Annotated in this window: 10 protein-coding genes; 6 read left to right on the top strand and 4 right to left on the bottom strand. The window is 71.8% G+C overall.

Features of this window, described 5'->3' with window-relative positions; translation table 11 throughout:
* Positions 1–63: 63 nt before the first annotated feature.
* Positions 64–1509, bottom strand: a complete 1446-nt coding sequence (locus tag KBX21_RS21235) for a PucR family transcriptional regulator (protein WP_210843256.1) — start codon at positions 1507–1509, stop codon at positions 64–66.
* Between the two features lie 164 nt (positions 1510–1673).
* On the opposite strand from KBX21_RS21235, the gene gabT reads away from it, so the two are divergent.
* Positions 1674–3008: a 4-aminobutyrate--2-oxoglutarate transaminase gene (gene gabT, locus KBX21_RS21230; protein WP_210843254.1), complete on the top strand. Its 1335-nt coding sequence runs from the start codon at positions 1674–1676 to the stop codon at positions 3006–3008.
* 39 nt (positions 3009–3047) lie between these two features.
* Here the strand turns inward: gabT and KBX21_RS21225 are convergent, their stop codons facing one another.
* A complete protein-coding gene (locus tag KBX21_RS21225; RefSeq protein WP_049572834.1) occupies positions 3048–3983 on the bottom strand; it encodes a LysR family transcriptional regulator in 936 nt (311 codons plus the stop codon).
* Between the two features lie 117 nt (positions 3984–4100).
* On the opposite strand from KBX21_RS21225, the gene KBX21_RS21220 reads away from it, so the two are divergent.
* From KBX21_RS21220 to KBX21_RS21210, 3 genes are all read left to right on the top strand, one after another.
* Positions 4101–5489, top strand: coding sequence for a CitMHS family transporter (locus KBX21_RS21220; RefSeq protein WP_210843246.1), 1389 nt, complete (start codon positions 4101–4103; stop codon positions 5487–5489).
* A 66-nt stretch (positions 5490–5555) separates the two neighbouring features.
* Positions 5556–6869, top strand: coding sequence for an acyclic terpene utilization AtuA family protein (locus KBX21_RS21215; RefSeq protein ID WP_307869246.1), 1314 nt, complete (start codon positions 5556–5558; stop codon positions 6867–6869).
* Positions 6866–7192: a hypothetical protein gene (locus KBX21_RS21210; protein ID WP_210843243.1), complete on the top strand. Its 327-nt coding sequence runs from the start codon at positions 6866–6868 to the stop codon at positions 7190–7192. The genes KBX21_RS21215 and KBX21_RS21210 overlap by 4 nt, the downstream gene beginning before the upstream one ends.
* Before the next feature lie 147 nt (positions 7193–7339).
* Here KBX21_RS21210 and KBX21_RS21205 read toward each other — a convergent pair whose 3' ends face one another.
* Together KBX21_RS21205 and KBX21_RS21200 are read right to left on the bottom strand one after the other, a co-directional pair.
* Positions 7340–7828, bottom strand: a complete 489-nt coding sequence (locus KBX21_RS21205; RefSeq protein WP_049572823.1) for an Lrp/AsnC family transcriptional regulator — start codon at positions 7826–7828, stop codon at positions 7340–7342.
* A 110-nt stretch (positions 7829–7938) separates the two neighbouring features.
* Positions 7939–9543 carry a PucR family transcriptional regulator gene (locus KBX21_RS21200; protein ID WP_049572820.1) on the bottom strand — a complete coding sequence of 535 codons (1605 nt, stop codon included), beginning with the start codon at positions 9541–9543 and terminating at the stop codon, positions 7939–7941.
* 182 nt (positions 9544–9725) lie between these two features.
* Here KBX21_RS21200 and KBX21_RS21195 point away from each other — a divergent pair, with 182 nt between their 5' ends.
* Positions 9726–11012 (top strand): aspartate aminotransferase family protein, encoded by a 1287-nt coding sequence (locus KBX21_RS21195; protein ID WP_049572816.1) that lies wholly within the window; start codon positions 9726–9728, stop codon positions 11010–11012.
* A gap of 26 nt (positions 11013–11038) precedes the next feature.
* Positions 11039–12547 (top strand): CoA-acylating methylmalonate-semialdehyde dehydrogenase, encoded by a 1509-nt coding sequence (locus KBX21_RS21190; RefSeq protein WP_210843241.1) that lies wholly within the window; start codon positions 11039–11041, stop codon positions 12545–12547.
* The last annotated feature ends 221 nt before the right edge of the window (positions 12548–12768 follow it).

Below are 12768 nucleotides of genomic sequence, written 5' to 3'. Positions count from 1 at the left end.
CGGAACCGGTGCCACTTTCCCTCGGTGCCGGGGCGGTCCGGTGCCGAAGCGGACGAGCCGGTGTCAGTGACGGCCCTCGCGCACACGCAGCGCGATCCAGAGTTCGGTGCGGTGGTCCGGGTCGTCCAGGTCGCCGGGGAGCAGTTCCCGGATGCGCCGCATCCGGTAGCGCAGGGTGTGCCGGTGCACGCCCAGCCGCTCGGCCGCGGTGTCCCAGCGGCCCGAGGCGGCCAGGTAGGCACGCAGCGAGGCGAGGAGTTCGGGCGCGGCCCGCTGCTGGTCGATCGGGGCCAGCAGGTCGTCGGCCAGCCGGGCCCCGGCGGGGGTGTCCAGCAGACCGAGGAGGCCGCCCGGGAGCTGGTCGTAGCGCTGGAGGCCGCTCTCCTCCTCGGTGGCGGCGGCCAGCGCGCGTTCGGCCTGGGAACGGGCGGCTGCCAGGTCCGGGTAACCGACAGGGGCGCTCACGCCGACCGGCCCCGCCAGCACCTCCCCGAACACCGCGGCGTCGGTGGCCGCCGCGGCCAGCACCACCGTACGGCCCTCGTGCCCGGCCACCAGGACTCCCTCGGGGCGGGGCCCGTCCGGAAGCGCCGCGCCGACAGCCACCACCACGGGCTCGGCGGGCAGCACCGCCCGCAGGTCGGCCGCGCCCGGGTGCACCGGGTCGAGGGCGCCGTCGAGCAGCGCCGTGAGCACGGCCGAGCGCACCCCGGAGCCCGGCCCGGGCGAGGGCCGTTCGAGTTCGAGGGAGAGCAGGGACACCGCCGCGTTGACCAGGGTGCGGTCGTCGGATCCGGATACCCGGACCCCGCCGACCGCCAGGAACCCCCGCGCCCGGCCACTCGTGGCCAGGGGCTGGACGGAGACGCGGTCGCCCTCCGAGGCCACCGAGACACTGGCCCGGGGTCCCGCGCCGCGCAGCCGGGCGAGCTCGTCGGCCAGCCCGGGGGCGCGGGCGGCGGCCGACCCGGGGGCCGCGTGCCGAACCGCGCCGTCCGGGGAGAGCAGCAGCACCCAGCCGCCGAGTTCGCGAGCGAGACGGTCCACAACGGCGGGGGCACCGGTGAGCGCGGCCCGGGTGAGCGCGCGCTGGGCGGCGAAGGCCCGGTTCAGGCCCTCGTACTCCTCCTGGGCAAGCAGCCGGGAGACCTCCTTGCCGACCGCCATGAACGGGGTCAGGCGGTGGACCTCCACGAGGGCCACCCCGAACTCCTCCGCGGCATCGACGAGTTCCTCGGGGGTGTGGTCGAAGTTGACCGCCGCGCCGAAGCCGATCCCGGCGATGTCGCGCTCGGCCAGGCGGCCCACGTAGGCGCGCAGGTCGGGGAGGCGGTCAACCCACCGCACACCGGTGGTGAGCACCAGCTCTCCCCCGGCCAGATAGGGGGTGGGGTCGGCCAGCTCGCTGACGGCGACCCACTCCACCTGGCGGTGCGTGCGGTCCTGCCCGGTCAGCAGGCGCAGACGCAGACTCGGCGTGCGCAGCAGCGCCCCCAGTGTCGGCGGCATCCGGACTCCCTCGCGTAGCTCTCCTCCCTGCGGCCCCATCCCTGACGCAATGGCACAGGACTCCCTCCTGATTATCCACTGTGTCCATGGGTGTCCGGTTCAGGGCGCTCTAGTGTCTTGCCCGTCCGCACAGTCGCACCACCCGCGCACAAGGAGGCAGCCGCATGGCACAGACCGAGGTCGTCCAGTCCCGCCGGATCGTCACCGAGATCCCCGGCCCCAAGTCCCGCGAGATCCAGAAGCGCCGGTCCGCCGCCGTCGCCCAGGGCGTGGGCAGCGTGCTGCCGGTGTACGTGGAGCGCGCGGGAGGCGGCATCGTCGAGGACGTCGACGGCAACGCGCTGATCGACTTCGGATCCGGTATCGCGGTGACCAACGTCGGCAACGCCGACGCGCGGGTGGTCGAGCGCGCCGCCGAGCAGCTCGGCCGCTTCACGCACACCTGTTTCATGGTCAACCCGTACGAGGCCTACGTGGAGGTCTGCGAGGCGCTCAACCGGGTCACCCCGGGCGACCACGAGAAGCGGTCCATCCTGCTGAACTCGGGCGCGGAGGCGGTGGAGAACGCCGTCAAGATCGCGCGCAGCGCCACCGGGCGGCAGGCCGTCGTGGTGTTCGACCACGCCTACCACGGCCGCACCAACCTCACCATGGGCCTGACCGCGAAGAACATGCCCTACAAGCAGGGTTTCGGTCCGTTCGCGGGAGAGATCCACCGCTTGCCCATGGCCTACGCCTACCGCTGGCCGACCGGTCCCGAGAACTGCGGACCCGAGGCCGCGGCCGCCGCGATCGACCAGGTTGTCAAGCAGATCGGCGCCGAGAACGTGGCCGCGATGGTCATCGAGCCCATCCAGGGTGAGGGCGGCTTCATCGAGCCCGCCCCCGGGTTCCTGCCCGCGCTGGTCGAGTTCTGCCGCGCCAACGGGATCGTGTTCGTCGCCGACGAGGTGCAGACCGGCTTCGCGCGCACCGGCGACATGTTCGCCTGCGACCACGAGGGGATCGTGCCGGACCTGATCGCCACGGCCAAGGGCATCGCGGGCGGCCTGCCGCTGGCGGCGGTGACCGGCCGGGCCGAGCTCATGGACGCCGTGCACGGCGGCGGGCTGGGCGGCACCTACGGCGGCAACCCGGCGGCCTGCGCCGCCGCGCTGGCCTCGCTGGAGGTCATCGAGACCGAGGACCTCACCGGCCGGGCCCGCGAGATCGGCGCGCTCATGCTGGACCGCCTCCGCTCCTTCGCCGACCGCTTCGACGTCGTTGGCGACGTGCGCGGCCGTGGGGCGATGGTCGCCATCGAGCTGGTCGGTGACGGCAAGGAGCCCAACTCCGAGGCCGTGGCCCAGGTGCTGAGGCACTGCCACTCCCGGGGCCTGGTCCTGCTGAGCGCGGGCACCTACGGCAACGTGATCCGGATGCTGCCGCCGCTGGTCATCGGGGACGACCTCCTCCGTGAGGGCCTGGACATCCTGGAGGAGGCCCTGGCCGGGGTGTAGGGCGGGTTCGGCGGACGCCCACCGGTCCGGCCTCGGCCGTCAGGCGGGGTCCGCCACCCAGGCCACCCCCTCCGGGAGGGGGTGGTCCTCGGCACGCATCCGCAGCAGAAGGTCCAGGAAGGCCTCGGCCGCCCGTCCCATGCGTCGCTCCCCATGGACGATCACGTCGACCCTCCGTTCGACGGCGGGTGCGCCGAGTGGCAGGCACACGTGGTCGGCGAAGCTCATGAGGATCCGGGACAGCGCGGGGAGCGCGGCGACACCGAGGCCCGCGGAGAGCAGGCCGCCCACGGTGGAGATGTTGCCCGCCTCGATGGTGCGCACCGGCCGGAGCCCCGCGCTCCGGAAGGCGGTGTCCGTGACCGGGCGGACGCTGGAGTCCCCGCCGGTCACGATGAAGGGTTCCGGGGCGAGGTCGGCCCAGGTGAGTTCCGGACGCCGCGCGAGCGGGTGCCCGGACGGCACCACCGCGAGGAAGCGGTCCCTGAGCAGCGGCCGTGCCCGCAGTCCCTCCTGCGGGCTCTGGGCGGCCACCAGCGCCATGTCGCACTCCCCCGCCCGCAGGCGCTCGATCGCGCTGCCCGCCATGCCGTCCAGGACGTGGACGTCGATCTCGGGGGCGCAGGCTCGGAAGCGCGCGATCACCGCTGGCAGCAGTGCGGCCGCGACCGAGGGCAGTGTCGCCACGACGACGGTGCCCCGGGTGCCGCGCAGGAAGCGTTCGAGTCCGTTCATCTCCGCACGGTGGGCGGCGAGCAGGCGCTCGGCCACGGCGAGGAGTTCGGCGCCCTCCGCCGTGCACCGCACGTTCCGGGTCGTGCGTTCGAGCAGTCGGACGCGCAGGTTGCGCTCCATCGCCATCACGGTCCGGCTCAACGAGGACTGCGCGACGTGCAGCGTGTCGGCGGCGGCGGTGAAACTCCCGTGCCTGGCGACGGTCGCGAAGACCGACAACTCCCTCAGCGTCAGGTCCATGCTCCGAGAGCATAGCTCCTTGCTTTGTTAATGCTGGACACTCAAGGAAACGTCACGGAAACATGAGCGAGAGTGCCGCAGGTCACTCTCACCCCCCGTTTCCGAGGAGCGTTCCAGATGCTGACCGCCATGGGATTCGCGACGATCACGGTCGTGCTCGTGCTGCTGTTGTCCAACCGCGTGGGCGCGGTCGTGGCCCTGGCTGGCGTGCCCGTCGCCGCCGCCCTCGTGATGGGCTTCGGTCCCGGCGAGGTCGGTTCCTTCGTGTCCGCAGGCATCACCGGGGTGGCCGCCACCACCGCCATGTTCGTCTTCGCGATCCTCTACTTCGGGGTGATGCGCGACGCCGGGCTCTTCGACCCCATCGTGCGCCGAGTCCTGAGGTTCGCCGGAGACAACCCGGTGACCATCGCCGTGGCCACGGTGGTCCTGGCGATGGTGGCCCATCTCGACGGCGCCGGCGCGACCACGTTCCTCATCACGATCCCGGCGATGCTCCCCCTCTACGACGCGCTGGGGATGCGCCGGGTGGTACTCGCCGCGCTCACGGGACTCGGGGCGGGGATCATGAACATCCTCCCCTGGGGCGGCCCCACTGCGAGAGCGGCCACGGCGAGCGGCATCCCGGCCAACGACCTGTGGGTCCCTCTGATCCCGGCCCAGCTCATCGGCATGGTCACGTGCCTGCTCATCGCGTACTACCTGGGTGTGCGCGAGCGGAACCGGTTGCGCACGACGGCCGCGGGGCGTCCGGTCGGCGCCGGGGTCGGCCCGTCCGCTGGCTCGTCCGGCGGTCCGTCCGGCGGCGCGGCCGGTGACGACGCCCCTCGGGTGGCCGCGCCCGCCGAGTACGAGTCGGAGCGTCCGGAGCTTCTGCGCCCCCGCCTGTACTGGTTGAACGCCGCGCTCACCCTGGCCGCCGTCGCCACTCTCATCTCGGGGGTGATGCCCCCGGAGCTGGTGTTCATGATCGCCCTCGTCATCGCGCTGGCCGTGAACTACCCGGGGATGTCGGCCCAGACCGAGAGGATCAACGACCACGCTCGCGGGGCGATCCTCATGGCCAGCACCCTCCTGGCGGCCGGGGCCTTCCTCGGAGTCATGGAGGAGAGCGGCATGATCGAGGCGATGGCGGTGTCGATGACCGGGGCCATGCCCGACTTCCTCGGACCCGGTCTGCCCCTGCTGATCGGCGTGCTGGCCGTCCCCATGAGCCTCGTCTTCGGTCCGGACGCCTACTACTTCGCCGTCATGCCCGTGCTGGCCGCCGTGGGAGGCGAGTTCGGTGTCGCCCCGATCGACGTCGCGCAGGCCTCGATCACCGGCCAGGAGACCGTCGGCTTCCCGATCAGCCCGATGACCGGTTCCTTCTACCTGCTGGTCGGCCTCTCCGGGGTCCCCATCGGCACCCACATCCGGTTCCTGTTCCCCTGGGCCTGGCTGGTGAGCCTGGTGGTCTTCGGGTCCGCCGTCGCCATGGGCGTCATCCTGCCGTGGGCGGCGTGACCGGCCCCCGCCAACGCCCGCACACCCCGCGAACCGATGGTCCGCGCGAACCCGAAGGAGCAACACGTGACCCCTGGCACCCGGATCGGCTGCGGCGCGGGATTCGCCTCCGACCGACTCCAACCCGCCGTCGACCTGGTCGAGCGGGGTGCGCTCGACACACTCGTCCTGGAGTGCCTGGGTGAGCGAACGGTCTCGCTCGCCTCCCTGCGCGCGTCCGAGGGCTCGGGGCCGGGCTACGACCCGATGCTCCGCCGCCGCCTCGAACTCCTCCTGGAACCCCTGCACCGTCGGGGCACGAGGCTGGTCACGAACGCGGGCGCCGCCGACCCGGTGGCCGCCGGGGCGATGGCCGCGGAACTGGCCGCCTCTCTGGGGTTGCCGACCACCGTGGCCGCCGTCTCCGGCGACGACGTCCTGGACAGGATCGACCCGTCCGCGCCCTGTTGGGAGGACGGGGAGCCGCTGGAGTCCCACGGGGAACTCGTCTCCGCCAACGCCTACCTGGGAGCGGAGGCCCTGCTGCCCGCCCTGCGCGGCGGGGCCGACGTGGTCGTCGCGGGCCGGGCCGCCGATCCCTCGCTGTTCCTGGCTCCGCTCGTCCACGACCTCGGCTGGGACCCGTCGGACGAGGGACTGCTGGCGGCGGGGACGCTGGTGGGCCACCTGCTGGAGTGCGCGGGCCAGCTGACCGGCGGGTACTTCGCCGATCCGGGCCGCAAGGACGTGGCGGGCCTTGCCGACCTGGGGTTCCCGCTGGCGGAGGTCGACGGCGACGGCCGTGCCGTGGTCACCAAACTCCCGGGGACGGGCGGCAGGGTCGACCGCATGACCGTCACTGAGCAGCTCACCTACGAGGTGACCGACCCACGGGCCTACCTGACCCCGGACGTCTCCCTGGACATGACGGGCGTGCGCCTGCGGGAGCTGGGCGGGGACCGCGTCCTCGTGGACGGGGCGCGCGGCTTCGCGCGGCCCCGGACACTGAAGGTCAGCGTGGGCTACCGGGCCGGATACCGAGGCGAGGGGGAGATCTCCTACACGGGGCCCGGCGCCGTGGCACGGGCCAGGCTCGCCGGGGAGGTGGTCCGCGAACGCCTGGGAGACCGGGTTCGCAGCCGGGTCGACCTGATCGGGGCGGGGTCCGGGCACGACGACGCGGCATTCTCGGAGTGCCGACTGCGTGTCGCCGCCCTGAGCACGGACCGGGCGGGGGCCCAGGCCGTGGAGGAGGAGGTCACCGCCCTGTACACCTGCGGCCCCGCCGGAGGGGGCGGGGTACGGACCCGAAGCGGTGAGGTCGTGGGCATCCTGTCGAGCACCATCGCACGAGAGCACGTGGAACCGGCGGTCAGCTGGTTCGGAGAGGAGCGGCGATGAGCGTCCCGCTGTACGAGATCGCCACCGCCAGAGCCGGGGACAAGGGCAACCTCAACACGATCTCCGTCGTCGCCCGTGACCCCCGCTGGTACCCGGTGCTCCTTGGGGAGCTGACGCCCGAGCGGGTCCGCGCCGAGTTGGGCGAGCGCTTTCGCGGTCCGGTCACCGTGCACCGCATGGACAACGTGCACGCCCTGATCTTGGTGTGCGCGCGGGCCTCCGACGACACGGTCACCACGTCCCTGTACCTGGACACCCACGGCAAGACTCTGGCCGCGGAACTGCTGGGCATGGAGGTCACCGGGGTCCCGGGACCGCGGTGAGCCGGGCGGGGCGCGGACACGGCCAGGTGGCGCAGGTGGGATCGCGAGGAACGAGCCATCACACCGCAGACACCGAAGGTTCCTCCGCAAAGGCGCCGAACACGGGCCGAAGCGAAGCGCAGGCCCAAGAGGGCAGAACCGCTTCTCCTACCTGGTTCCCCACGCGTAGGTCTGCTTGCGCAGCTTGAGGTAGAGGAAGGTCTCGGTGCTCTCGACGGTCTCCACGGCGCGGATCGCGGCGAGGATGTCGAGCAGGCGGGCGTCGTCCTCGGCGACGACCTCGACCATGAGGTCGAAGGAGCCCGCCGTGATGACCACGTACTCGACGCCCGCCAGCTCGGAGACGGCGTCGGCGGCGGCGTTGAGGTCGCCGCTGGTGCGCACGCCGATCATCGCCTGACGCTCGAAGCCCAGTGTCATGGGGTCGGTGACGCCCACCACCTGGACCACCCCGGACTCCAGGAGGCGCTGCACGCGCTGGCGTACGGCGGCCTCCGACAGGCCCACGGTCTTGCCGATGGCCGCGTAGGACAGGCGTCCGTCCTGCTGGAGGACCTCGATGATGCGCTTGGCCGTCTCGTCCAACACCACCCCGTTGACCCGTCGTGCGGGTCCGGGGTCAAGGTGCTCGGTCACTGGGGTCCTCCACGCGTCAAAATCAGGAATCCCTTGTCAAGATGGAGATTCACAACGGAATCCAACGTACTGCACCGGTGTGACGAACAGGTGCCGAACGTGGGACTCCCCTACTGCTGGTCCCTGACCGAGTCCAGTGACAGCAGGGCCACGTGGAGGGACAGGCAGGTCTCCACCGACTCCAGGTCGGCGTCGAGCACGTTGGCGATCCGGCGCAGCCGTTCGTAGAAGGCGGGCCGGGACAGGTGCGCCCGACTCGCGGCCAGCGCCTTGTTGCGCCCCGCGCCCAGGTAGTGGCGGAGCATGTCGGCGAGGTCGCCGCCGTGCCGGGCGTCGTGGTCCAGAAGCGGCCCCAGCTCGCGCTCCACGTAGGTCTGGAGGCGCTCGTCGTCGCGGAACAGGTGCAGCAGTCCGCGCAGGTGCAGGTCGGGCAGGCGGTAGAAGGGGCGCCGGTCGCTCTGCTTGATCGCCACGTCGCCCACCTGTCGGGCCTCGAGGAACGACCGGCGCACCTCGCGGACGTCGTCTGCGGCCGACCCCACCGCGAGCACCGCCGCGTCCCCCACGGCGCCACGGACCCGGTCCGCCAGCAGGTGCAGTGTGGCGTCCAGGCGCCTGCGGTCCGGCAGGGCGAGCAGGATGCCCACGCGCAGGTCGTCGAGGGAGCCCACCAGCGCGGGCAGTCGGAGTTCGCGACAGGCGCGGGCGGCGCCCTCGGCGGTGTCGGACAGACGGGCCTGCGCGGCCAGCCCGGTCCCGCTCTCGCGCAGCCGCAGGACCAGGCCGACCATCTCGCGGTTGTGCAGGGGCACACCCACGGCGCGGGCCCGGACCAGGGCCTCCTCCGGGTCGGAGTAGGCGCGGTCGATGATGCCCGCGATGATCGTGCGGTGGGTCTGGCGTTCCAGGCTCTCCTGGTGGCGCTCCAGCAGCCGTCCCAGCGCCAGGGTGGTGGCGGCCCGTTCGATGAGCATGGTCTGTCTGGCCGTGGGGGTGGCCCCGGTGATGAGGATCAGCCTCCCCCAGTCCTGCCCCCGGGCGCCGACCGTCGTGACCAACCAGCCCGAGGCGGGCGCGTGGACGGTCCGGGTTCCGGTACGGATCGCGCGCGACCGGCTCTCCCAGGCGGTCAGCAGGGTTCCGGGGTCCTCCCCGTTGAGGTCGCAGGCCAGGACCTGGTGGGTGAGGTTCTCCAGGACCACCGGGCAGCCGGAGAGTTGGGCCACCTCGTGCAGGATCTGCCCGACGTCGGCGCCCTCCACGGACAGCTGGGTGAAGACCGAGTGGAGTTTCTCGGACTCGCGCAGCTCCTCCAGCTGCTCGTTGACCACCCGGATGTGCACGGCCTCGGTGATCTCGACGAAGCGGGCCTCGCGGTCGAGGAGGATGACCGCGATGCGGGCGTCGCGGGCGGCGTCGAGGAAGGCCTTCGGGAGTTCGGCGTGGTACTTGCGACCGAGCTCGACGGCGATCCCGCTGACACCGGCGTCGGCGATGTCCTCGATGTAGCGCCGCAGGGCGTCGGGGTCGTCGGGCATGGCGATCCCGGTGCTGAGCACCAGCTCACCACCGCGCAACAGGTGGGCGAGGTCGGTGACCTCCGCGATGTGGACCCAGCGCACGGCCACGTCCAGGTACTCGGAACCGGCCACCACTCGGGGCCTGGCCTTCTGGAGGGCGGGAAGCTGGAGGACCTCGGCAAGGGTGGGAAGCACAGGCGACAGTCTAGGACGCTCTGTCAGATTCGAGGGCGTAGTGCTTACATCGTGCTGGTGGCGCCGACTCGTGAGCTCCGGCGGGACCGTCCGACGTATGCTTTACACGTTGTAAGGCCGACCAGCATGTTGTCAACATGGTGATCCTGGCCAAGCCCCCGGGCCCTGGGGACACTGGGGGCATGTCGGAACTCCTTGCGCGCCACCGCGCGGTCATGCCCTCCTGGTTGCCCCTGTACTACGAGTCCCCGCTGGAGATCGTGAGCGGAAAGGGCGCCCGGGTCACGGACGCCGAAGGCCGCACCTACCTGGACTTCTTCACCGGCATCGTGACCAACATGCTCGGCTACGACGTCGCCGAGGTCCGCGAGGCGGTGGAACGCCAGCTCGCCAAGGGCGTCGTCCACACCTCCACCCTCTACCTCATCCGCTCACAGGTCGAGCTGGCGGAGAAGATCGCCCGGCTGTCCGGCATCCCCGACGCCAAGGTCTTCTTCACCAACTCCGGAACCGAGGCCAACGAGACCGCGCTGCTGCTGGCCACGCACGCGCGCGGCAGCGACGAGGTCCTGGCCGTACGCGGCAGCTACCACGGACGGTCCTTCGGGACCGTCGCGGTCACCGGCAACCGTGCCTGGAAGAACTCCTCGCTCTCCCCCCTCAACGTCCACTACCTGCACGGCACGGACCACTCCTCACCCGCGTTCCGGAACCTCACGGAGCAGGAGTACATCGACGTCTGCGTGGCCGACCTGCGCGAGGTCCTGGACACCGCGGCGCCCAACGTGGCCTGCCTGATCGCGGAGCCGGTCCAGGGCGTGGGCGGGTTCGCCATGCCCCCCGACGGCCTGTACGCCGCCTACAAGGAGGTCCTCGACGAGCACGGCATCCTGTTCGTCTCCGACGAGGTGCAGACCGGGTGGGGCCGGACCGGGACCAGCTTCTTCGGGATCGGCAACCACGGGGTCACCCCTGACGCCATGACCTTCGCCAAGGGGCTGGGCAACGGCTTCGCGGTGGGCGGCGTGGTGGCGCGCGGCGACCTCATGGACGGCCTGACGGCCCTGGGAGTGGCCACCTTCGGCGGCAACCCGGTGTCCATGGCCGCGGCCGGGGCCACCCTGGACTACGTGCTGGAGCATGACCTCCAGGGCAACGCGCTCCGTCAGGGCACCACCGTTGTCGAGGGTCTGCGGGCGCTGCGCGAGCTGGACTGCGTGAGGGACGTGCGCGGCAAGGGCCTGATGTTCGCCATCGAGATGGTGGACCCGACCACGGGCGCGCCGTCCTCACCGCTGGCGGGGAAGGTGCTGGAGGCCACCCGCGAGCGCGGTCTGCTGGTGGGCAAGGGGGGCGTCCACGGCAACGTGCTGCGCATGGCCCCGCCGCTGAACCTGTCGACCGAGGAGGCGGCGGAGGGCCGCGACATCCTGCTGGACGCCGTCCGCGCCGTCGCCGACCACGCCTGAAGCCCGCGCCACCAGGAAGAGGAAGCATGAGCAAGCACGTCACCCACTGGATCGGCGGCGGCGCCCATGAGGGGCCCGCTGAGCGGACCGGTGACATCTACAATCCGGCGTCCGGCGCGGTCACCGGGACGGTGGCCCTCGCCGGAACGGAGGAGGTCGACGCGGCCGTGGCGGCGGCCAGGGCAGCCTTCCCGGGCTGGCGCGACACCTCGCTCTCCAGGCGGGTCCAGATCCTGTTCCGGTTCCGGGAACTGCTGCGCGCCAACAGCGACCGGCTGGCGTCGGTCGTCAGTTCCGAGCACGGCAAGGTCTTCTCCGACGCCCAGGGCGAGGTGGCGCGCGGCCTGGAGGTCGTGGACTTCGCCTGCGGTATTCCCCACCTGCTCAAGGGCGGGTACTCCGAGAACGTGTCCACCGGGGTGGACGCCTACTCGATCCTCCAGCCGCTGGGGGTGGTCAGCGGGATCACGCCGTTCAACTTCCCGGCGATGGTCCCGATGTGGATGTTCCCGGTGGCGATCGCCTGCGGCAACACGTTCGTGCTCAAGCCCAGCGAGAAGGACCCGTCCGCGTCGCTGGTCCTGGCTGAGCTGTGGGCCGAGGCGGGGCTGCCCGACGGCGTGTTCAACGTCGTGCACGGGGACAAGGTCGCGGTGGACGCGATCCTGGAGCACCCGGACGTGGCCGCGGTCAGTTTCGTCGGCTCCACACCGATCGCCAAGTACGTGTACCGCAACGCCGCCGAGCACGGCAAGCGCGTCCAGGCCCTGGGCGGCGCCAAGAACCACATGGTGGTGCTGCCGGACGCGGACCTCGACCTGGCGGCGGACTCGGCGGTCTCGGCCGGGTTCGGTTCGGCTGGCGAGCGCTGCATGGCCATCTCGGCGGTGGCGGTGGTGGACTCGGTCGCCGACGACCTGCTGGAGCGTATCCGTGAGCGGGTCTCGCGCCTGAGGGTCGGCCCCGGCGACGACGATCGCAGTGAGATGGGTCCGCTGGTCACCCGGGAGCACCGCGACAAGGTGGCCTCCTACCTGGAGTCGGGGGTCCGCGAGGGGGCCACCCTGGCGATCGACGGCCGGGTCCACCCCGTGCTGGGCGGTGCGGCGGACGGCTTCTGGCTGGGGCCCTCGGTCCTGGACCACGTCGACCCCGGGATGTCCTGCTACCGCGAGGAGATCTTCGGCCCGGTGCTGAGCGTGGTCCGCGTGGGCGACTACGACGAGGCGGTCCGGCTGGTCAACGAGAACCCCTACGGCAACGGGACCGCGATCTTCACCAACGACGGCGGCGCCGCCAGGCGCTTCCAGAACGAGATCGAGGTGGGGATGGTGGGGATCAACGTGCCCATCCCGGTACCGATGGCGTACTACTCCTTCGGCGGCTGGAAGCAGTCGCTGTTCGGGGACTCGCACGCGCACGGCACCGAGGGTGTCCACTTCTACACCCGCACCAAGGCGGTCACGGCCCGGTGGACCGACCCGGGACAGCGCCCCCAGGGCGGCGTCGACCTGGGCTTTCCCGTCAACGGGTAGCCCCGGGCCCGTCGAAATAACGACGGATGTCTCTCACTGACCGTCTACGGCGGGCCACACGGAGTATCGTGGGTCACCGGCGCCCCCTTGCGGGGCGCGGGCCGCGGACAGCGCGTGCCACGAGAGACCATCCTGGATGGACGTGCTCAATTCCCCTCCTCCCCATGGAAGCGGGTGCGTCAACGGAAGCGCTCCGGGTCCTCAAGACTCCCCCTGGACCC

Source organism: Nocardiopsis sp. B62 (assembly GCF_018070675.1).
In the GTDB taxonomy this organism is placed as follows: Bacteria; Actinomycetota; Actinomycetes; order Streptosporangiales; family Streptosporangiaceae; genus Nocardiopsis; species Nocardiopsis prasina.
This window is presented reverse-complemented; position numbering and strand designations above follow the sequence as displayed.

Coding starts and splice junctions, on each gene's coding strand:
- KBX21_RS21225 (WP_049572834.1), bottom strand. CDS start 3,983: ATGGACCTGACGCTGAGGGAGTTGTCGGTCTTCGCGACCGTCGCCAGG.
- KBX21_RS21220 (WP_210843246.1), top strand. CDS start 4,101: ATGCTGACCGCCATGGGATTCGCGACGATCACGGTCGTGCTCGTGCTG.
- KBX21_RS21190 (WP_210843241.1), top strand. CDS start 11,039: ATGAGCAAGCACGTCACCCACTGGATCGGCGGCGGCGCCCATGAGGGG.
- gabT (WP_210843254.1), top strand. CDS start 1,674: ATGGCACAGACCGAGGTCGTCCAGTCCCGCCGGATCGTCACCGAGATC.
- KBX21_RS21235 (WP_210843256.1), bottom strand. CDS start 1,509: ATGCCGCCGACACTGGGGGCGCTGCTGCGCACGCCGAGTCTGCGTCTG.
- KBX21_RS21195 (WP_049572816.1), top strand. CDS start 9,726: ATGTCGGAACTCCTTGCGCGCCACCGCGCGGTCATGCCCTCCTGGTTG.
- KBX21_RS21210 (WP_210843243.1), top strand. CDS start 6,866: ATGAGCGTCCCGCTGTACGAGATCGCCACCGCCAGAGCCGGGGACAAG.